The following is a 21,431-nucleotide window of genomic DNA, read 5'->3' as shown; positions in this document are numbered from 1 at the left end:
ATGACAGGAAGTATCCTTTTTGAAGCCATTGTATTTCTGGCAGGAGCCATTATTTGCGTATCTATCGCCAAACGTTTGGGATTAAGTTCCGTTATTGGTTATCTACTTGCCGGTGTTTTAATTGGACCTTATGTTTTTGGTTTTATAGGAAATGAAGGTGAAGACATTATGCATTTTGCTGAATTTGGAGTTGTTGTGATGTTATTTTTAATAGGATTAGAAATAGAGCCAAAAAACTTTTGGAACATGCGGAAAACCATTGTGGGCATGGGAGGTATACAAGTAGGAGGCACCATGTTACTTTCCTACATTTTATTTACTATTTTGGGTTTCGAATGGAAAGTAGCTTTGGTTATTTCTATGGCCGTAGCATTATCATCTACCGCAATTGCTATGCAAACTATAAAAGAGAAAGGTTTAATGGAAACCACTTTTGGATCTTCGTCATTTTCTATTTTATTATTTCAAGATATTATAGTTATTTTCATGTTGGGTTTTATTCCGTTATTATCTAATACAGATGCTAGCGCTTCTGCGGAAAACAAGAGTGACCATACCAACTTGTTAGATGGTTTACCATTAGGTTTACAAACTTTATCTATTATTTTATCGGTAGTTGTAATTATAGTCGCAGGCCGTTATTTAATAGTACCTATGCTTCGTAAAGTTGCCAAAACTGATGTTAGAGAATTGCTAATAGCTGCAGCTTTTTTAATTGTTTTTGGTATTTCACTTTTAATGGAATTTGTTGGCTTAAGTCCTGCTTTAGGCGCTTTTTTAGGTGGCGTTGTATTGTCCAATAGTGAATTTAAACACGAGCTAGAAAGTACCTTAGAACCTTTTAAAAACTTAATGCTAGGCTTGTTTTTTATGGCTGTAGGTGCATCAATCAATTTTATTGTTATCGCGAATAGTCCGTTAGAAATTGGTGGTATTTTGGTTGCTATTATCTTATTAAAAGGGATTGTATTATACATTACAGGCCATATTTTTAAACTGAAATTAGATCAAAAACTACTGCTTACTTGTAGTTTAGCTCAAATTGGAGAATTTGCTTTTGTATTACTATCGTTTGCTTTTGGATTAAATATTTTAGAGCAAGAACAAATGGATATGATGTTGGTAATAACGGCACTTAGTATGTCTTTAACTCCAATTATTGGTATTATTAACGAACGTTTTATACTCCCAAGAACGGGGACAAAAGAGTCTGTAAAACGACCGATGGATCATATCGCAAAAACTCAAAAAATTATATTAGTAGGTTTTGGTCACTTCGGAAGTACTATTGGGCGTTTTCTGCGATCTCATGGTGTAGAAGCTACTATTCTAGATCACGACTCTAACCGTGTTGATTTTCTTCGGAAAATGGGATTTGAGGTTTATTATGGGGATGCTACACGTCTCGATTTACTAGAATCGGCAGGTATTGCAGAGGCTAAAATTGTTATTTGCGCTACTAATAAAATCTCGGTTTCAAAAGCCATTGGTAAAATTATAAAAGAGAAATATCCGCATGTAGAATTCATGATTCGTACTAAAAATAGATATGATGCTTATGAATTACTTAACCTTGGAAATGAAAATATTTACCGAGAGTCTTTAGAAACTTCACTTACGTTAGCTAAAGATGTTTTGAGCAAAATGGGCTTTAGAAAATACACCTTAAACCGACAAGTTCAAAACTTCATTAAGTATGATGAGGATAGTTTAAGGCGTTTATCTCAAGAACCTAAAGACGAAAAAAACTATATATTCAAAGCTAAAAAAGAACTTGAGCAACAAGAGAAATTCTTAAATGAAGATTTTAAACGCGGCATTGTAGAATACGACAATCACTGGGATAGCGAACATATTCGAAAGGCTTTAAACAAAACTAAAAAAGGATAACTTTCCTTAAAAAGTTATCCTTAATTTAAAATCGTTAATTTTTATCGATTTACCAGCCATCTAGCACACATTGCATGGTGTAAGGCTCTGTTTCATCTAGAGGTAATTCTTCTAGATTATCTCCCAAATAATTTCCGCTAGCAAAACCTGTGGCGTTTTTAAAACGGTAAGACCAGCAATATCTCAGGTTGGTAAATTCTTCAGAATAAGTAACAAGATTATCAATTAAAGTAACATTTTCAAAATCTGAAAATGCTACAAAGTACCCTAAAAACTGGTTGCGTCTTATATCGGCATCCGAGCTGTTATACATGTACATGCCACAGTTATTCATTATGTTTTCGTGCACGTAAGTAGTTTTGTTATGGCCTTTATCACCAGCGCTAGAATATTGAATATAACCTAACCTACCATTAGCAGAACCGCTTAGCATAGTTACCGTATTACAGGCAATAATATTATGGGTTTTATGCCAACTTACTATTGGGCCATCGGTATATTCGCTATCGTCACCTTGCTCCATAATATTGTCGAGAATATATACATTTTCTCCTGTTGCATTTACTATATCGCCACCAGAATTATGATGAAAATAGTTGTCTTCTATTAAAATATCTTCGTCCACACGACCCGGACCTTCTATATCAATACCAAATTGTGGCGAGGTTCCGTTAATGTGGTGTATTTCATTATTAGTTATTTCAATACGCACACCACCAACAATAGAAATTCCTTGGCGTCTGTTATTATATATGTTGTTGTTAATAAAAGTTACATCGTTAGAATCGAGAACCAAAGATCCATCGCCTGTTACATTATGGATTTCCATGTTTTCTATTAACACATTATTGTTGTCCCAAACGCAAATACCATGTCCTTCATCATGAGCGGTACTTCCATCATCACGAGTTGTAAAAGTGTGCGTATCACGTTCACCTTTTATTTCGCCATCTCTTACAATTATATTATCGCCGTTTAAACGTAAAACGCAATAATTCCATTTGTTATTAGCATCAATAGATAGCACAGCATTTTCACTAAAAACAAACTCGGTATTATCATATATTTCTATGCCACCGTAATAAATATCGTTAATGTCTTCGCCAACCAAATAATCGCCACTTGGCAAAATAACGCGTGTGTAACCTTCGCTATGTGCCCAATCTATGGCTGCTTGTAAATTTTCGGTAGTTTTAACAACATCCGAATTTGTATTCGGAATATCCCAGAAATCCAAATCGATTGTATATTCTGTTATTAAAGAAATTTCAGGTAACTGCGCATTAAAAATTCTAATAGGTAAACCTTCTTCATCTAAATCTTCTTGATTTACGGGTTCGGTTTCATCATCTGTAATGCCTTCATATTGATCATGTCCACAAGAACTTACTAGAATAAAAATTGAGAATAATAGGTAATAAGGTAAGGTTTTCATTAATTCATTTTAAAATAATAGATATTGAACAAATTGATAAAGCATATTTTGACTATTAATAACTATCAATTTGGTTTTCATAAGAAAACGAATGTTATTTCAGAATAGTATAAAATGCTTAATTTTTCGATAAACAACACATTCGTAAATCACATTATCTATAAAATCTTAAAAAACAAACTGTTCCAATCTAAAATAAAAAAGGCTATTTCATTCATATAAAACAATCATTTTAGCATCTTTGTATATGCATCAATCTATAACAAAACACATACATAATCATGTTAAGCCAACAGTTGCGGATATGCAATTGTTTTACGCAGCTTTAAATGAAATTTCTGTTGCTAAAGGTCAGTTTTTACTAAAACCAGGCACTACGGTAAAACACGAATATTTTGTAGTTAAAGGCTGTTTAAAAGGTTATTATATAGATGAAAAGGGAAGTAGACATATTATTCAGTTTGCTGTAGAAAACTGGTGGATTGGTGATTTTGATGCCTTTTACAACCAAGTCCCATCGAGATTATACATTGAAGCCATTGAAGATTCTCAGCTATTATCTATCAATTATGATAGCCTTCAGAGTATATATAATGAAGCGCCAATTTTCGAACGTTATTTTAGAGTTTTGGTTACTCAAGCTTTTATTTCTCAACGTAAACGCATTCTATCTACATTAGAGAAAAACACTAAAGAGCGGTATATAGAGTTCTGCACATCATATCCAAATATTGAAAACCGAGTTCCTAATTACGACATTGCAAATTACTTAGGTGTATCTCCAGAAAATCTAAGCAGAGTAAGGAAACAGATGAAAAGTTAAAACTTTCTTAATTGATATAGGTCAATGAGATTGGCAGACATGTCTTGTATCTTTGTTGTAAGTAAAAAATTACAATTATAACATGAGCAAGCAACCTTTATTAGTACCATATAACAAGAATATAAATCTTAAAAACAGAGTCGTTATGGCTCCCATGACGCGTAGTCGTGCATATAACGAAGGTAAAGTAGCAACCGACGAATTACAAGGCTTGTATTACGAGCAGCGTGCTTCGGCAGGTTTGATTATTTCTGAAGGTTCTCAAGTTTCTGAGCTGGCCGTTGGATACATTAACACACCAGGAATCCATACCGATGCCCAAGTTGAAGGCTGGAAAAAAGTAACAAAACGTGTGCACGATAAAGGCGGAAAAATCTTTATTCAGTTATGGCACGTTGGGCGTATGTCGCATCCAGATTTTCATAACGGAGAATTACCAGTTTCGGCGTCAGCCTTAAATCCACACGCAAAATCATTCACTCCAGAAGGTTTTAAAGACACTGTAGCCGCAAGAGAAATGACTATTGAAGGCATAAAACAAACGGTTAAAGATTTTCAAAATGCAGCTGCAAATGCTGTAAAAGCAGGTTTTGATGGTGTAGAGATTCATTCATCAAACGGGTATTTGTTTCACCAATTTTTTAATGGAACATCTAACAAAAGAACAGATGAATACGGCGGAAGTTTTGAGAACAGAACTCGTTTTTTCTTTGAAGTTCTAGATGCTATGAAAGAGGTTATTCCGCAGGAAAAAATAGGTGTTCGTTTTAATCCTTCTTTAGATGGACTATTCGGAATTACGATGGATGAGGAAACCATTCCAACGTTTGAATACATTATTAAGGAACTAAACGATTACAATTTAGCATACGTACATTTATCTGAACCCTTTACAGATGTATCTGAAATTCCTTTTGCTGTAACCGAAATAGCGAAACATTTTAGACCTTTATACAATGGTACTTTAATGATTAACACCGCTTTCGATCAAGAAAAAGGAAATAAAGTGTTAGAAGATGGTGATGCCGATTTAATAGCTTATGGTAAACCTTTTATCTCAAACCCAGATTTAGTAGAGCGTTTTGAGAACCATTTGGAATTAGCAGAATGGGATCAAGATACCTTTTATACAACAGGAGCAAAGGGCTATACCGATTATCCAAAAGCTTCTAAATAATTAGAAGTTTAATTTAAAACACACAACATGAAATTTACAAGAAAAGCAAATGCCGAATGGAAAGGAAGTGGTAAAGACGGACAAGGAAATATCACTACAGGGAGTAAAGTTTTAGATAAAACACAATATTCATTTCATACACGTTTTGAAGATGGTGAAAAAGGAACAAACCCAGAAGAGTTAATTGGTGCAGCACATGCAGGTTGCTTTGCCATGCAATTGAGCTTTTTGTTAAACGAAAATAATTTTACAGCAACAACTTTAGATGTTGATGCGACCGTTAATTTTGAAGATGGTGCTATTACAAAAATCACCTTAAATTTAGTAGGTGATGTGCCTGAAATAGATGCTGAGCAATTTCAGCAAATAGCACACAAGGCAAAAGAGGTTTGTCCAATATCAAAGTTATTAAACACAGAAATAGAACTTAAAGTAACATTAAAAAAATCATAATAATGGCGACTACAACAGTAAAAGCATATGGTGCAACAGCATCAACAGAAGATTTAAAACCTTTAGATATAGAAAGAAGATCGGTTGGAACCGCCGACGTAAAAATTGATATTACTTACTGTGGTGTTTGCCATAGTGACATTCACACAGCAAGAAACGATTGGAAAGGTTCTACGTATCCAGTAGTTCCTGGGCACGAAATTATTGGTCGTGTTGTAGAAGTTGGTAATGGTGTTAGCAACTATAAAGTTGGCGATTTAGTTGGTGTAGGTTGTTTAGTAGATTCTTGTCAAACCTGTTCTTCTTGTGAGCAAGATTTAGAACAGTTTTGCGAAAAAGGAGCAACTTGGACTTACAATAGCCCAGACAAACACATCGAAGGCGCTCAAACTTACGGAGGTTATTCTACATCTGTAGTTGTCGATGAAAAATTTGTTTTAAGTATTCCCGAAAACTTAGATGAAGCAGGAACGGCACCATTATTATGTGCAGGTATTACAACATGGTCGCCATTAAGTCACTGGAAAGTAAAAAAAGGAGATAAAGTTGGTGTTATTGGTCTTGGCGGATTAGGGCACATGGGGGTTAAATTTGCTCACGCTTTAGGAGCACATGTAGTTATGATTACTACGTCTCCAGAAAAAGGAAAAGATGCTAAAAGATTAGGAGCCCATGAAGTATTGGTATCTAAAGATGCTGACGATATGAAGAAGCACCAAGGGAGTTTCGATTTTATACTAAACACCATTCCTGTTGGTCACGAAATGGATCCTTATTTAGGATTGCTTAAAATTGATGCTACAATGGTTTTAGTTGGCGCTGTAGAACCTTTAAAACCTTTCCATGGCGGAAGTGTTATTGGTGGACGTAAACGTATTGCTGGTTCTTTAATTGGCGGTATTAAGGAAACTCAAGAAATGCTAGATTTTTGTGGAGAGCATAATATTACTAGTGATATCGAGATAATTGATATGCAAGACATCAATAAAGCTTACGAGCGTGTAACAAGTAACGATGTAAAATATCGTTTTGTAATCGACATGAAATCGCTTAAATAATAGCGAACAAGTTTATAAATATTAAAACAGCATCGTATTAATTTAGATGCTGTTTTTTTTAGGTCTAAATATTTCTCTTCATTTAAATAAACGTTGTTAAATCGAAACATTTAAATGAATAAAACCAGCAAAACTCTACTATCTTTGCACAAAATATAATTTATGTCACAATCATTTTCTAGTTTAGGTATTCACGATGCATTGCAAAGCAGTTTAGCAGCTTTAAATATCACTGTACCAACCGATATTCAAGAAAAAGCCATTCCGGTAATTTTAACTAAAACCGACGATGTTGTTGCTATTGCGAAAACAGGAACAGGGAAAACAGCAGCTTTTGGATTGCCATTGCTTCAATTAATAGATAGTGGTAAAACCAATATACAAGCGGTTATTTTAGCTCCAACTAGAGAATTAGGACAACAGATTTATAACAATTTAGAGTCGTTTAATTCAGAAGAACTACAAGTGTCTATTGCGGGTTTATTTGGAGGAATTCCTATAAAACCTCAAATTGAAAAACTTAAAGCAACTACACATATTGTAGTCGCAACACCAGGACGTTTAGCTGATTTAATCGAAAGAAACGCTATAAACGTTAAAGAGATTAGCTATTTTATTTTAGATGAAGCTGATGAAATGGTAAGCGCTCATAAAGAAGGTGTAGATGCTATTATTAAGGCTTTGCCAAAAAGTAGAAGAACGCTCTTGTTTACAGCAACTATGCCTGGCACTATTAAGCAATTGGTGCAAAATAGTTTATCAAAACACGTGGTAACTATTGAGGCTAATATGGAAACTACAGGTCATCAAGGTATAGATCACCAATATGTGGTTGTTGAACCTATTGAAAAACTAAATGTATTAATGCATTTTTTAAATTCGAATGAAGGGCAACGTGGTATCATTTTCTGTAAAACTAAAGCAGCAGTAAATAAACTTGCTAAAAATTTAGCTATAAATAAATTCTCTTCAGGAGCCATTCATGGTAGTTTATCGCAAGGTATTCGTGATCGTATTATGGGACAGTTTAGAGAAGGGCATATCAATATTTTAGTTGCTACAGATTTAGCAGCTCGTGGTATCGATGTTAAAGATTTGGCGTTTGTTGTAAATTATCATTTACCAGATACTTATGATGCATATGTACACCGTAGCGGACGTACAGCTAGGGCAGGAGCGACTGGTTTATCATTAAGTGTTATTCAGGAAGATGAAGTGCAAGATATTCCAGAATTTGAAGAAGAATTAGGGATTAAGTTTAAAGCTTACCAAAAAGCAGATGCTAAAAGTATCGAAGAAAATAACGGATTAATTTGGGCTAGAAAAATATTTAAAACAAAGCCAAATAGAGAGATTCCAGAAGATTTTAAAGCCAAAGTGAAAACTATTTTTCATCATTTAACCAAAGAAGAATTGGTTGATAAAATTTTAGCGAATTACATTGCCGAAAACAATACAATAGTTGAGAAACCAGCAGTGGTAAAGAAGAAAAAGAAAAAATAAGTAATGGATAATTTCAGAAAAACCAAACAACATATTTTAGATAAACTGAAAATTGAGGCGCTTAATTCCATGCAGGAAGAAGCGTTGCTATCTATTGCCAATGTTGAGAACACCGTGCTTTTATCTCCTACAGGAACAGGTAAAACACTTGCGTTTTTGTTACCAACTATTACAGCTTTAGATAAGGACTGCGAAAACGTACAACTCTTAATTTTAGTACCATCTCGCGAGTTAGCAATACAAATTGAGCAAGTAATTCGCACCATGGGTTCTGGTTTTAAAGCGAATGCCGTTTATGGTGGTCGTAATTTCTCGAAAGATAGAATAGATTTAGCACATACGCCAGCTATTTTAATTGGTACACCTGGTCGTGTTGCCGATCACTTACGCCGTGAAACTTTTATAGTTGAAGATATTAAAACATTAGTTTTAGATGAATTTGATAAATCTCTAGAAGTTGGTTTCGAGAAAGAGATGAGTGAGATTATCAGTAATCTACCATATATTCAAAAACGAATTTTAACTTCGGCAACTCAAGATATTGAGATACCAAAATTTGTTGGATTAGAAAACGAATTGGTGATTGATTATCTAGATACGAAGGTTTCTAAATTAGAAATTAAAAAAGTAATATCTCCAGATAAAAATAAGCTTCAAACTTTAGTCGATTTATTAAATCATATAGGAAATAAACCAGGCATTATTTTCTGTAATTTTAAAGATACTATTCAATACGTAAGCGATTTTTTAAACGATAATAAAATTGGTCATGGGTGCTTTCATGGCGGTATGGAGCAAATAGATAGAGAGCGTGCTTTAATAAAATTTAGAAATGGGACCCATCAAATTATTATTGCTACCGATTTGGCTGCACGTGGATTAGATATTCCGGAACTTAACTACATTATTCATTATCAACTTCCTTTAAAAGCTGAAGAATTCACTCATAGAAATGGTAGAACTGCTCGTATGAATACAGAAGGTACAGCCTATGTATTACAATGGGAAAAAGAAACCACGCCTGAGTTTATCGAAACTACCGAAACCGTAATACCGAAAGGAAAAACAACTAGAATTACCAACCCTTGGAGTACGCTGTTTATTTCTGGTGGTCGAAAAGATAAAATATCAAAAGGCGATATTGCTGGTTTACTTTTTAAACAATGCCATTTAGATAAATCTGAAATTGGTGTTATTGAATTAAAGCAAGATTGTGCCTTTGTTGCGATACCAAAAGCGCGAGCCGAAAGTATTATTGATAAAACCAATAACATGAGGTTGAAAAAAAGAAAAGTACGTACATATATTATCTAATAATACATGTTACTTCTAATAATTAAAAAGCTGCTATATGCAGCTTTTTTTGTTTTGTGAAATACGTCAATGTTGTAAGGTATTCCTATAATTATGTAACACCGTGGTTTAGATTGACTGTACCTTTACATTAAATAAATTAACAAATATTAATAGTAAAGACTGTTGTATAATTACGACAAACTTTAAAATTAATGAAAACAAAAAAACGCAATGATTAAACCAAGAAAAAAAGCACCAGAATTAGAAGTACAATTAGTTAATGGTACCACATGGAAATTAAGCGAACAGTCACCAGAAAACTTCACATTAGTATTATTTTACAGAGGTAAACACTGTCCTGTTTGTAAAAGCCAGCTAGAAGATTTACAAAAGAAACTAGATAAATTCAAAGAGCGTGGCGTTAATGTTATCGCTATAAGCACAGATACAGAAGAAGTTGCGAAAGCAACACATGAAGCATGGGATATTGCTGATATACCTTTAGGTTACGGCATATCTATTGAAGATGCTAGAAAATGGGGTTTATTTATTTCAGAAGGCATTAAACAAGAACCAAAACATTTTGCAGAACCTGGATTATTTTTAGTAACACCAGAACAAATAGTTTATTGGGAGTCGATACAATCGATGCCATTTGGTAGACCAAGTTTTAATGATGTTTTAGGTGGTATTGATTATATATTAAAAGCAGATTATCCTGCAAGAGGAGAGGCATAAGCCTTAATAGCATATCGTTTTATTTATAAGAGATTAATTTCTGAATACGTAAAATTGATATTAGAGTTAATAATTTTTTAGAGAGAAAAGATCAAGTGTAAGCTTGGTCTTTTTTTTGCTTAAAAATTTAATATAATTACGGGTTTCCGTAAAGAATATATTTAATATTCGAGTAACTTGTGCGCGTATTATTAGTATATTTAAAACTCCCTATTAAAAATTGATTAGTGCGTTTTTTTGTTTTAAAAATTAGTAAATAAAAAAAATCCTAGTAATGAAATATTTATACTTAAATGGTAAAAAGTCTGTTGCTATTAAACTTAAGGCTGGAACAACAGACGAAATTGAAAATGTTTTAATTAACGGTTCTGAGCACGACTTTAAAGATGAAAAGAATCCTAATAAATTAGATTATGCTATTAAGTCTAAGCGTAATATGTATGAACAATTTTTAAATAATCAATTTGAAAATTTATCTGTACTAACTGGAGCTGGTTCTTCTGTAGGAATTGGAGATACAAATAAAGGAAGGTTGTTATCTCAATTATGGGAGGATGTTAAAGAAAAATTAACTGAAGCTACATTAAACAGATTTTGTGATTTAGTTGAATATCAAGATGTCGACAAAGAAGGTGTTCGCGTAAAAAATCTTGAGAAGTTACTATCTATAGCCAATATTGCGAAAAATTATATTAAAGATGAGTCTAAAGATGATAAATCTCCAATCAATATTGAAGGAATTATTACAATAATTGAAACCGTAATAAAAGATAAGTGCACAATAACTTTACCTAAAAATAGTCCACATAAAGATTTTTTAGATAAGATTACTAAGAGGAAAGTTACAGCTCCAAGAATAAAAGTTTTTACTTTAAATTATGACACTTTATTTGAACAAGCTGCCCGAAATAGTAATTATACAATTATAGATGGTTTTTCATTTTCTATTCCAAGAAAATTTAGTGGTCGAAACTTTGATTATGATATAGTTTCAAGAAACTCAAGTAGAGTTAAAGAGGAAGATAATTTTATAAATAAGGTTTTCCACTTGTATAAACCACATGGTTCAATTGATTGGGAAAGTAAAGGTGATGATATTTATCAAAAAGATAGTGTAAAAGATCCTTTAATGATCTATCCAAAAGATAGTAAATACGAAAGTTCATACGACCAACCATATTTTGAAATGATGTCACGCTTTCAGCAAAGTTTAAGAAATGACAATGTTTTACTAATCTGTATTGGCTTTAGTTTCAATGATAAACATATAGTATCTGCAATAATAGAAGCTTTAGAACAAAATCCAAGTTTCCAACTTATGGTTGTAAATAAAGGGATTGATGATTGGTCAGATAGTTTTAATCCATTTTTTGAAGCAGCAAAAAAGTATAATAATATAGCTTTAGTAGATGAAACATTTGTTGACTTTGCAGAACATTATCCAGATTTAAAATCTTATAATCATGAGGATAGTAAAAAAATTATTATAAATAATAACATTTCTTCCAATGTCTAATATAAGTCCTTTCAATCATACTCATTTTATAGGATATATAAACCAAGTTACACCTCAATTTGTAAAGATTCATTTTCCTTCTTCAGTACTCATGAAATCGTTCTCTTTTTATGGTGAACAATTAAAAGGTGGATTAGTTGGTAATTACGTAGTAATTGAAGGAGAACAGTTTGGTTTTTTAGGAAAAATTCTAGAATTGAACTTACCAGAAAAAGAACGTTTAGAATTAAGTGAAAAATCATTTAATACTAAAGAGTTTCATCCTACAGGAAAGATTGAAATATTATTATCATTTGAGATTTTCAATCCTTCAAAAGTAGATAAAGGATTAAATTCATTACCTGTAATAGGTGCTAAAGTATTTATTTGTTCTTCTGAATTTATTAAAAATTATTTTAAAGGTTTTGGAGTTAAAGAAGAGTATAAACATGATGCACCAACGATTGATTTTGGTCATTTAACATATGATAAATCGACTTTAGTAGAACTTTCACAGCAGGCAATCTTCGGAAGACATTGTGCTATTGTCGGTACAACAGGAGGTGGGAAAAGTTATACGATAAGTAAGCTTTTAGAAGGAATAGTCTCTAATAAGAGTAAAACGATTATAATAGATGCAACAGGTGAATATTGTAATCACGATAAAGAAGATTATTCAGATAAGCCATTAGTATTATCTATTGATTCATATTTCCCTTATTCAAGACTTACAGTTGGAGATTTATTTGCTTTATTTCGTCCCGCAGGACAAGTACAGCAACCTATCTTATTAGAAGCTATAAAATCTTTAAAGATTGTTCACTGTTTGATGCGTGATAAAGATCATCATAATTTTGAGGAATTAGACAATACAACTACATTTAAAATTACAACTAAAGAAGGTGTGAATGATTTAGTGATAGAAAATGGATGTATAGTTAAGAAAGGAAATATGACGAGCCCATTTAATATGTGCTATCATAAATATGTAGACGAGATAGAGGATAATTCAAAAAGTGAATTTGATATTAATAATTTATCAAAACAAATAAGAAATGAATGTTATCAAAATTTCGGGAGTAATTGGGCTACTGCAGTTGATAATAGAAATTTAAGTAATAGTACAAGTTTACTAATGCGCATAAATAATGTATTAAAAAATGATTCCTTTAAGAAAATATTCGGTTTTCAAATAGATGAAGAAAACGACTTAATTGATGCTATTATTAACTTTTTGAAATCAGAAAACAAAGCATCAATGCTAAGAATAGGTTTTGAAAAAGTTCCTTTTAATTTTCAAGTTAGAGAAATTTTAGCAAATGCAATTGGAAATTTTTTATTAGCTGAAGCAAGGTCTGATAAATTTAAAAATAATCCTTTAGTATTTTTTGTTGACGAAGCTCATCAATTTTTAAATAAAAGTGTAAAAGATGATTGGTTTGAATCAGAATTAAATGCTTTTAATTCAATAGCCAAGGAATGTAGAAAATATGGTTTATTTCTTTGTATTGCAACACAGATGCCAAGAGATATTCCTAATGGTACATTAAGTCAAATAGGAACTTTTATTACACATAGATTAATTAATTATCAAGACAAAGAAGCTGTAGCAAATGCTTGTTCTACAGCAAGTAGAGAAACATTAGCTTTTTTACCTATTCTTGGTGCTGGTGAAGCTATTTTAATGGGAATTGATTTTCCAATGCCAGTGATACTTAAAGTTAAAGAGCCAGAAATTAAACCAAATTCAAGTACACCATTATTTAAATAAAAAGTAAATAGAATTTAAATTACTTTAATTTCGTTGTTCGATTAAATTATGTTCATAAATTGACTAGGAAAATGGTTTACTCTTTTTCTCCTTTAGGAAGCGTAAAATAAAATGTAGAACCTTTTTCTATTTCACTCTCTACCCAAATGGTTCCGCCATTGTTTTCAACCATTTCTTTACAAACACGCAGACCTAAACCAGTTCCTTTTTCGTTTTGAGTTCCATAAGTTGAAGATGTCTCTTTTTCCGAAAAAATATTAGTTAGTATGTCGTCGCTCATACCAACACCATTATCTTTAACTTGTATTTGCCAAAACTCCTCTTGTTCGATGGCTGAAATGATTATCGTGCCATGCGCTCGTGTAAACTTTACGGCATTACTAATTAGGTTACGAATTACGATATCTATTTGATCAATATCACACCAAGTTATTGCATGGTTCTCAATGTTATTTATAGTTGAAATAGACTTTCCTTCAGCCTGTTTAGAAAGCAGCCTTAAACTGTCATCTACTAATGTATTAACAGGAATAAAGTCTGGCTTGGTAGATAAACCATTCATTTGACTTTGTCCCCAAGTTAATAAATTGTTTAAAGTGAAAGCAATAGACTCTATGTTTTCGCCAATTTGTGGCATAAAGTGCATAAATTCGGTTTGACTTAATTCGCTTTTATTAAATAAATCTAAAAGTGATTTAAATGAATTTATCGGGCCTTTTAAATCGTGAGCGATAATAGAGAATAACCTAATTTTAGTATCATTAGCTCCATTTAAATGTATTTCATTTTTTTTAAGTGCATGTGTATTTTCTATCAGCTTTTGGTTTAAGCTATTTTGAATTTTATTATTCCTTTTAAGAATAACAATGATAATAGTAAATGCTAATATAATTAATATTGAAAAGTATATATAACTACGTTGCAAGAGGTTCTTTTGTTCACTATCAGAGATATATTTTTCTTTTTCTTGTTCAAATTCTAAGTTCGATTTAAGGATGCTTAATTCCTTAATATTATTGTTTTTATTAATCGTATCAGAGATTGCTTTAAATTCTTCTAGATAATTTAAGGCTTGTCCAAAATCTTCGTCTGCTTTTTTTATTTCATATAAAACTTGAAGAATTTCATCTCGGTTTTCTAAATTATTAAGGTCCTTTGATATTTTTAAAGCTTGCACCGCGTAAGACTCAGCTATCTCGTTGCTCTTAAGCCCAAAGTATGCTTTAGATAAAAGTAGATAAAGCGGTATTTTATATCTGGTTTGATCTATGTTTTTATGGAGTACTTCACTTTTATTCAACCAAAACAAAGCATTATCATACTCGTTCTTTTTAAGGAAAATTGTGCCTTTTGTTTCGTAGACATAAGTTAACCAACTATTCATTTTTAGATCTTCAAAAATATTGATCGCTTTATTAATAGGTTCATTGGCTTTTTCTATATCTTCAATTTCTATATATGTAAAGGCCAAGTTTGAGAGTATAATACCTGTTAATTTTTGATCATCATTTCGCTCATTAACTTCTAAAGCTTTTTTTAAAAAGAATATAGGCTGATCATATTCCTTTTGAAGACTGTATAAAACAGAAATATTTATATAAAGAACAGGTAACCACTTGTCATTTTTATTTTCTTTAGCAATTTCAATACCAGTTAAAAATGTTTTTAAAGACTTAGCATATTCATCTTTATACATATATTCTTTTGCTAATTCACTGTAAGAAAAAAGGGTTAGACCTATATCATTTATCGTCCTGGCCTTTAAATTGGCTTTTATAAAATAGAATATGGCTTCATCTTGCTCTCCGATATCCGAATAATAACCACCTTTAACAATATAACCTTCAGTTTCACCTTTAGCATATTTAATGGCTTTACTTAGCTTGATGGTTTGGTTTGATATAATTAATAAACTATCTAGGTTGTACTGATTATATTCTCTTCCTAATTCATGTAATAAATTGATATATGTAGTATCTCTCTCGAAATTGGGAGTTTCTTGTAATTTCTTAATATCCCTTTGTATTTCTTTTTTGATTCTGTCTTGTGAGAAAGCAGGAAAACTATTAAACAAAGCAATAGCCACCATTAATAAAAACAGATAGGAGAGTTTAATATTTTTTATGTTTAATACGTGCGGCATGAATAGCTTTAAACAACTTGTTTATATAGTTTTATTGTTTATTTCGCAATATAGTTTGGAAAACGGAACGCGCCAATGATATTTTAATATTTATATAATTTTCGCACATATATTCTCGATAAAATACTTATTTCATCGATTAAAAGTGTTTTATTTCGGTTAAATGGTTAAAAAGAGGCTGTAAATATTAGAGTTAATTTGTTTAAAAACACTTTTAGACTTTGAATATGGTTTTAATATTTAAACTGGTTTGTAATAAACTAGAAGGTCTATATAAAAAGAATACTAAGCCGTTTCGGTTTTAGGAAGCGTAAAAGAAAACGTAGAACCTTTATCTATTTTACTTTCTACCCAAATACGTCCACCATTATTTTCGACCATCTCTTTACAAACGCGAAGACCTAAACCTGTACCTTTTTCGTTTAAAGTACCATAAGCGATTGCAGTTTCTTTTTCCGTAAAAACATTAGCGACAGACTCTTCACCCATACCAACACCATTATCTTTAACTTGAATTTTCCAAAATTGAGCTTCTTCAACTGCGGAAACAGTTATTGTGCCATGCTCACGAGTAAACTTAACAGCATTACTTATTAAGTTACGAATAACGACATCTATTTGATCTCTATCAGACCAAGCGATTACATTTTCGTCAATATTATTTATGGTTGAAATAGATTTTACTTCGGCTTGCTTAGAAAGCAACCTGAAACTTTCGTCGACTAATTTTTTAATGCTTATAAAATCTGGTTTAGTAGATAAACCATTCATTTGGCTTTGTCCCCATGTTAATAAATTGTTTAAAGTAAATGCAATAGAGTCTATGTTTTTACCAATTTCTGGCATAAACTCCATGAATTCTATTTTACTCAACTCTCTGTTATTAAATAAATCTAAAAGTGATTTAAATGAATTTATCGGCCCCTTTAAATCGTGTGCAATAATAGAAAACAATCTAATTTTAGTATTATTTGCTTCATTTAAATGTGTTTGATTCTTTTTAAGCGCCTCGGTATTTTCTAATAGTTTTTCGTTTAACGTATTTTGAGTTTTGTTATTCTTTTTGAGGATAAATATGATAATAGCAAATGCCAGAATAATTAGAATAGAGAAGTAAATATAACTAAGCTGTAAAGTGTGTTTTTGTTGACTTTCTGAGATATATTGTTCTTTTTCTTGTTCAAATTCTAAGTTGGATTTTAGTATTCTTAATTCTTTAATGTTGTTATTGTTGTTAATCGTGTCCGATGTCGCTTTTAACTCTTCTAAATAGGTGAGTGCTTTTTCAAAATCGTTATCTGCTTTTTTTATTTCGTAGAGCACTTTTAAAGTGAGATCACGTTCTTCTAAAATATTCAGTTTTTTAGAAATTTGAAGCGCCATTAAAGCATAACTTTCTGCAGTATCATAATCTTTAAGACCAAAATATGTTTTTGCTAAATTTATGTATAAAGGAATTTTATATCGCCCTTTATCAATATTAGCGTGAATTTTTTCGCTTTTACTTAACCATCGTAAAGCTTGATTGAATTTCCCTTTTTTAGTATAAATAGATCCTTTTAATTCATAAGCATAAGAAAGCCATGAATCTAATTTTACTTTTTCAAAAATAGAAATGGCCCGATTAATAGAAGTAGAGGCACTTTCTAAATCTCCCATTTCAATAAAACAAGCCGTTAAATTATTTAAGGTTTTACCTACTTGCGCTTCATCTCTATTTAATTCATTTATTTCTAGTGATTTAGATAAGAATGAAATGGTTTGTTCATATTCTTTCTGAACGCGATATATAGCCGATATATTTAAATAGCATTTAGATAAATATACTTCATTATTATATATTTTGGCTATTTCTATAGCGTCTAAGTAATGCTTTAAAGCATTAGCATAGTCTTCTTTATATTTATATTCTGCAGCCAATTTAATTTTAGACTCTAATAATAAATTAGTCTCCGAATTAATGATAGCTATAGAAACAGATTTTTTGAAATACCAAATAGCACGATCTTGCTTCCCTATATTAGAGTAGTATAAGCCTTCAATTAAATATCCTTGAGCTTCGCCTTTAGGATAAGGAATGGACTTACCTAATTTAATAGATTCGTTAGAAATAATAAGTAAGCTGTCTAAATTGTATTGCGCATATTGCATGCCTAATTGATACAATAGATTAACATAAGTAGTATCTCTATGAAAATTATTATTTTCCTTATATTTCTTTATTTTTTGCTGGAGATTTTTTTTAATGTCTTCTTGTGCATAAACAGAATTATTAACATTAAATGAACTGAGAATAACCCACAAAAATATACTGCAAAATTTGAAATGATGTATATTAAAATAGGCTTGCATGGGGATGGGGTATACTTTTTTTAGTTTAGGGTCATTGGATTTGAATACAAGATAAAACCTAAATAAATGAGAAAAAATATTAAACGTTCTTTTAACGGTTTTTTATATATTAAAACAGTTAAAAAGCATATTATTTAGATGAAATGCTGTTTTTAATCGATTAAAAACGGTTTATCTCTTTCTGGCTAAGTAGGCGAATTTAGCTAATTCTAGCTGAAAGGAGTAAAACATTTAAATAAAAAAAGGTTGCCCAAATAATGGACAACCTTTTTAATCTATAATAGTATGTTTAAATTATTTTAAACTCTCTAATAATTTCTCTGCAACCAATTCTGAAGATGCTGGGTTTTGACCCGTAATTAAGTTACCATCTTGTACAGCGTATGGTTTCCATTGATCTAAATTAGAATACAATGCTCCATTTTCAATAAGCATATCTTCTAATAATAACGGCACAACTTCTGTTAATCCAACAGCTGCTTCTTCTGAGTTTGAAAACCCTGTAACACGCTTTCCTTTTACTAAGGCTGTTCCGTCTGCATTTTTTACATCTTTCAATACAGCTGGTGCGTGACATACAAAAGCGATTGGTTTTTCTTGACGATCGAATGCTTCAATTAAAGCAACTGATGTTTTATCGTTGGTTAAATCCCATAAAGGACCGTGACCACCCGGATAAAATACAGCATCAAAATCGTTAGGATTCATATCGGCTAAAACCTCAGTATTTGCAATTTTTGCTTTTGCATCTGCATCCTTATTGTAACGATCTGTAGAAGCTGTAGCAGCATCTGGAGAATCACTACTTGGGTCTATAGGAGCAGCACCACCCTTTGGCGTAGCAATAGTAATTTTTGCACCTTTATCTAATAATGTATAATATGGGCTAGCAAATTCTTCTACCCAAAATCCTGTTTTTTTTCCTGTATCTCCTAATTTATCGTGAGATGTTAATACAAATAATATTTTCATGTCGTTTTGTTTTGTTAATTCTGTTTTTACTTCTGAAACTTTTTCAGAAGTTGTTTCTTGTTTTACGTCTTTACAACTTGAAGCTGTAATTATTGTAAATGCTATGGCTAATGTTTTTAAGGTCTTCATCAATTAAATTAGTAAGCCATTTTTACAATTTTCTCAACTTTATCTGGCGATAAACTTTGGTGTTCACCTAACCCTAACCAACCACGATCTGTAAAACGTTTAGAGATCTCTTCGGCTGTGCCTTCGTAATCTTTAGTGTAATCGGATAATTTAGTATCTATACCTAATTCATTAAAAAACGCTTCGGTTCTTTCAATAGCGGCATAAGCTTTATCGTCCATGCTACCTTCAGTAATATTCCAAACACGCTCGCCGTATTGAGCTAATTTTTCTTTTTTGGCTTCAAAATTATATTTGTAATGGCTTGGTGCAATTACGGCTAAAGTACGCGCATGATCGATACCAAATAAAGCCGTTAATTCGTGACCCATGGCGTGAACAGCCCAATCATTAGGCACTCCTTTTTGGATTAATCCGTTTAAAGCCATTGTACAACTCCACATAAAGTTAGAGGCCGCCTGATAATCTGTAGGGTCTTTTAAAACCTTTGGAGCAACTTCTATAATGGTTTGTAAAATACTTTCAGCAAAACGATCTTGCAATAAAGCACCAACTGAATACGTCATGTATTGTTCTAAAACGTGTGTAAAGGCATCGGTTAAACCGTTTACCAATTGGCGTCTTGGAATAGAGCTAATCACTTGCGGATCTAAAATTGAAAACTCAGGAAATAAACCAGGGCCACCCATAGCTAATTTTTCTTTTGTTTCTTTTCTAGTAATTACAGCTCCAGAATTCATTTCTGATCCTGTAGCCGGTAAAGTTAAAACGGTTCCAAAAGGCATACCTTTTTCGGTTCTAATATTTTGGCTTAAAATATCCCAAGGTGTATCACCTTTAAATAATGCTGCAGCCGATAAAAACTTGGTTCCATCTATTACAGATCCACCACCAACAGCTAATAAATAGCTAATGTTTTCATTTTTAATAACCTTTAAAGCATCCATTAATACAGAGTATTCTGGGTTTGCAGGAATACCTCCAAACTCAACAACTTCAACCTTTTCTAAAGCTGTTTTAACCTGATCGTAAATACCGTTTTTCTTAATACTTCCGCCACCGTAAAGCAATAATACTTTAGCGTTTTCTGGAATTTCATTTTCTAATTTTTCAATAGAATCTTTTCCAAAAATAATCTTGGTCGGATTTTTAAATTCAAAATTGTTCATCTTCTTTCTCTTTAATTTTTTTTTAAATTTTCACTATCATTTTTCCTTTGTTTTTACCTTCGAATAAATCGATAAAAGCAGTTGGAATATTATTGAAACCATCAACAATAGTTTCAGTGTAAGTTAATTTACCTTCTGCTAACCATCCTGACAAATGTTTCATAGCTTCTGGGAATTTTTCAGCATAGTTAGAAACAATAAAACCTTGCATTAAGGCACTATTTTTAACTAAAAATGGTTGCACACTAACACTTTTTGGTAATTCTGTTTCATTATAAACCGAAATAGCACCACATATAATCATACGTGCAAAACGGTTGATGTTGAATAAAACAGCATCTGAAATAGGCCCACCAACATTGTCAAAATAAATATCGACACCATTTGGCGCTAAAGCTTTAATGTCTGCATTAATATCTTTACTTGTATTGTAATTAATACCAGCATCGAAACCAAATTTACTTTTAAGCATGTCGATTTTCTCGTCGGTTCCAGCAATTCCTATAACGTGAAGCCCTAGAATTTTTGCTATTTGCCCAACCACAGAACCTACAGCCCCGGCAGCACCAGAAACGACGATAGTTTCTCCTGCTTTAGGTTTTCCTATTTCGTTTAAACCTAAATAAGCCGTTAAGCCCGTCATACCTAAAACACCTAAATAAGTACTTAATGGTGCTTTATCACCATCGACTTTTAAAAGGCCTTCACCTGTAGAAATTTGTTGTGTTTTCCAGCTTAATAAGCCAGAAACATAATCACCTTCAGCAAAGTTTTTGTTTTTAGAAGCAACTACTTTTGCAACCACTCCAGATTGTACGGGTTTGTTAAGTTCAAAAGGAGGTACATACGATTTTGCATCGCTCATACGTCCTCTTAAATAAGGATCTACAGATACATAAGCAGTTTCTAACAAGATTTCCCCTTCGCCAACTTTTAATTCAGTATCATCACTAACAAATTCAAAATTTGAAACTGTTGGTTTTCCTTCTGGTCTATTATTTAATAAAATTGTCTTTGTCATGTTTTC

At 31.9% G+C, this 21,431-nt stretch carries 16 protein-coding genes; 10 read left to right on the top strand and 6 right to left on the bottom strand.

Translation table 11 applies throughout. The annotated features are described in order from the left end of the window. Window positions 1–1,890, top strand: a complete 1,890-nt coding sequence (locus GQR98_RS15985; RefSeq protein WP_159020433.1) for a monovalent cation:proton antiporter-2 (CPA2) family protein — start codon at window positions 1–3, stop codon at window positions 1,888–1,890. 49 nt (window positions 1,891–1,939) lie between these two features. On the opposite strand, the gene GQR98_RS15980 is transcribed toward GQR98_RS15985, so the two are convergent. Continuing rightward, entirely contained in the window at window positions 1,940–3,325 is a 1,386-nt protein-coding gene (locus GQR98_RS15980; RefSeq protein ID WP_159020432.1) for a right-handed parallel beta-helix repeat-containing protein, read from the bottom strand. Between the two features lie 247 nt (window positions 3,326–3,572). Between GQR98_RS15980 and GQR98_RS15975 the strand changes: the two genes are divergently transcribed. The 9 genes from GQR98_RS15975 to GQR98_RS15935 all read left to right on the top strand — a co-directional run bounded on the left by GQR98_RS15975 (window position 3,573) and on the right by GQR98_RS15935 (window position 13,639). Continuing rightward, the gene (locus GQR98_RS15975; protein ID WP_159020431.1) at window positions 3,573–4,148 is read left to right on the top strand and encodes a Crp/Fnr family transcriptional regulator; all 576 of its coding nucleotides are present in this window, start codon (window positions 3,573–3,575) and stop codon (window positions 4,146–4,148) included. Window positions 4,149–4,230: 82 nt separating this feature from the next. Then, on the top strand, window positions 4,231–5,325 hold the full coding sequence (locus tag GQR98_RS15970; protein ID WP_159020430.1) for an alkene reductase: 1,095 nt from the start codon (window positions 4,231–4,233) through the stop codon (window positions 5,323–5,325). A gap of 27 nt (window positions 5,326–5,352) precedes the next feature. Then, window positions 5,353–5,778 (top strand): OsmC family protein, encoded by a 426-nt coding sequence (locus GQR98_RS15965; protein ID WP_159020428.1) that lies wholly within the window; start codon window positions 5,353–5,355, stop codon window positions 5,776–5,778. Window positions 5,779–5,780: 2 nt separating this feature from the next. Beyond that, window positions 5,781–6,836: an NAD(P)-dependent alcohol dehydrogenase gene (locus tag GQR98_RS15960; RefSeq protein WP_159020426.1), complete on the top strand. Its 1,056-nt coding sequence runs from the start codon at window positions 5,781–5,783 to the stop codon at window positions 6,834–6,836. Window positions 6,837–6,998: 162 nt separating this feature from the next. Further along, on the top strand, window positions 6,999–8,339 hold the full coding sequence (locus GQR98_RS15955; RefSeq protein ID WP_159020425.1) for a DEAD/DEAH box helicase: 1,341 nt from the start codon (window positions 6,999–7,001) through the stop codon (window positions 8,337–8,339). 3 nt (window positions 8,340–8,342) lie between these two features. After that, complete coding sequence (locus GQR98_RS15950) at window positions 8,343–9,653, top strand: DEAD/DEAH box helicase (RefSeq protein WP_159020423.1); 1,311 nt, start codon at window positions 8,343–8,345, stop codon at window positions 9,651–9,653. A 213-nt stretch (window positions 9,654–9,866) separates the two neighbouring features. Then, complete coding sequence (locus GQR98_RS15945; protein ID WP_159020421.1) at window positions 9,867–10,373, top strand: peroxiredoxin-like family protein; 507 nt, start codon at window positions 9,867–9,869, stop codon at window positions 10,371–10,373. A 274-nt stretch (window positions 10,374–10,647) separates the two neighbouring features. Next, window positions 10,648–11,889, top strand: coding sequence for an SIR2 family protein (locus GQR98_RS15940; protein WP_159020419.1), 1,242 nt, complete (start codon window positions 10,648–10,650; stop codon window positions 11,887–11,889). Continuing rightward, the gene (locus tag GQR98_RS15935; protein ID WP_199270215.1) at window positions 11,882–13,639 is read left to right on the top strand and encodes an ATP-binding protein; all 1,758 of its coding nucleotides are present in this window, start codon (window positions 11,882–11,884) and stop codon (window positions 13,637–13,639) included. The genes GQR98_RS15940 and GQR98_RS15935 overlap by 8 nt, the downstream gene beginning before the upstream one ends. A gap of 76 nt (window positions 13,640–13,715) precedes the next feature. Here GQR98_RS15935 and GQR98_RS15930 read toward each other — a convergent pair whose 3' ends face one another. The 5 genes from GQR98_RS15930 to GQR98_RS15910 all read right to left on the bottom strand — a co-directional run bounded on the left by GQR98_RS15930 (window position 13,716) and on the right by GQR98_RS15910 (window position 21,425). Then, a complete protein-coding gene (locus tag GQR98_RS15930) occupies window positions 13,716–15,782 on the bottom strand; it encodes an ATP-binding protein (protein ID WP_159020417.1) in 2,067 nt (688 codons plus the stop codon). A 285-nt stretch (window positions 15,783–16,067) separates the two neighbouring features. Beyond that, complete coding sequence (locus tag GQR98_RS15925) at window positions 16,068–18,086, bottom strand: tetratricopeptide repeat-containing sensor histidine kinase (RefSeq protein ID WP_159020415.1); 2,019 nt, start codon at window positions 18,084–18,086, stop codon at window positions 16,068–16,070. Window positions 18,087–18,428: 342 nt separating this feature from the next. Continuing rightward, the gene (locus GQR98_RS15920) at window positions 18,429–19,235 is read right to left on the bottom strand and encodes a type 1 glutamine amidotransferase domain-containing protein (protein ID WP_199270214.1); all 807 of its coding nucleotides are present in this window, start codon (window positions 19,233–19,235) and stop codon (window positions 18,429–18,431) included. 8 nt (window positions 19,236–19,243) lie between these two features. After that, the gene (locus GQR98_RS15915; protein ID WP_159020414.1) at window positions 19,244–20,404 is read right to left on the bottom strand and encodes an iron-containing alcohol dehydrogenase; all 1,161 of its coding nucleotides are present in this window, start codon (window positions 20,402–20,404) and stop codon (window positions 19,244–19,246) included. 22 nt (window positions 20,405–20,426) lie between these two features. Then, window positions 20,427–21,425, bottom strand: coding sequence for an NADP-dependent oxidoreductase (locus tag GQR98_RS15910; protein ID WP_159020413.1), 999 nt, complete (start codon window positions 21,423–21,425; stop codon window positions 20,427–20,429). Window positions 21,426–21,431: the final 6 nt, after the last annotated feature.

This window comes from Algibacter sp. L3A6 (assembly GCF_009796825.1).
Classification (GTDB): Bacteria; Bacteroidota; Bacteroidia; order Flavobacteriales; family Flavobacteriaceae; genus Algibacter.
Note: the sequence above shows the minus strand (reverse complement) of the source record. Positions and strands in the feature narration are given on the sequence as shown.

Coding starts and splice junctions, on each gene's coding strand:
- GQR98_RS15985 (WP_159020433.1), top strand. CDS start 1: ATGACAGGAAGTATCCTTTTTGAAGCCATTGTATTTCTGGCAGGAGCC.
- GQR98_RS15980 (WP_159020432.1), bottom strand. CDS start 3,325: ATGAAAACCTTACCTTATTACCTATTATTCTCAATTTTTATTCTAGTA.
- GQR98_RS15975 (WP_159020431.1), top strand. CDS start 3,573: ATGCATCAATCTATAACAAAACACATACATAATCATGTTAAGCCAACA.
- GQR98_RS15970 (WP_159020430.1), top strand. CDS start 4,231: ATGAGCAAGCAACCTTTATTAGTACCATATAACAAGAATATAAATCTT.
- GQR98_RS15965 (WP_159020428.1), top strand. CDS start 5,353: ATGAAATTTACAAGAAAAGCAAATGCCGAATGGAAAGGAAGTGGTAAA.
- GQR98_RS15960 (WP_159020426.1), top strand. CDS start 5,781: ATGGCGACTACAACAGTAAAAGCATATGGTGCAACAGCATCAACAGAA.
- GQR98_RS15955 (WP_159020425.1), top strand. CDS start 6,999: ATGTCACAATCATTTTCTAGTTTAGGTATTCACGATGCATTGCAAAGC.
- GQR98_RS15950 (WP_159020423.1), top strand. CDS start 8,343: ATGGATAATTTCAGAAAAACCAAACAACATATTTTAGATAAACTGAAA.
- GQR98_RS15945 (WP_159020421.1), top strand. CDS start 9,867: ATGATTAAACCAAGAAAAAAAGCACCAGAATTAGAAGTACAATTAGTT.
- GQR98_RS15940 (WP_159020419.1), top strand. CDS start 10,648: ATGAAATATTTATACTTAAATGGTAAAAAGTCTGTTGCTATTAAACTT.
- GQR98_RS15935 (WP_199270215.1), top strand. CDS start 11,882: ATGTCTAATATAAGTCCTTTCAATCATACTCATTTTATAGGATATATA.
- GQR98_RS15930 (WP_159020417.1), bottom strand. CDS start 15,782: ATGCCGCACGTATTAAACATAAAAAATATTAAACTCTCCTATCTGTTT.
- GQR98_RS15920 (WP_199270214.1), bottom strand. CDS start 19,235: ATGAAGACCTTAAAAACATTAGCCATAGCATTTACAATAATTACAGCT.
- GQR98_RS15915 (WP_159020414.1), bottom strand. CDS start 20,404: ATGAACAATTTTGAATTTAAAAATCCGACCAAGATTATTTTTGGAAAA.
- GQR98_RS15910 (WP_159020413.1), bottom strand. CDS start 21,425: ATGACAAAGACAATTTTATTAAATAATAGACCAGAAGGAAAACCAACA.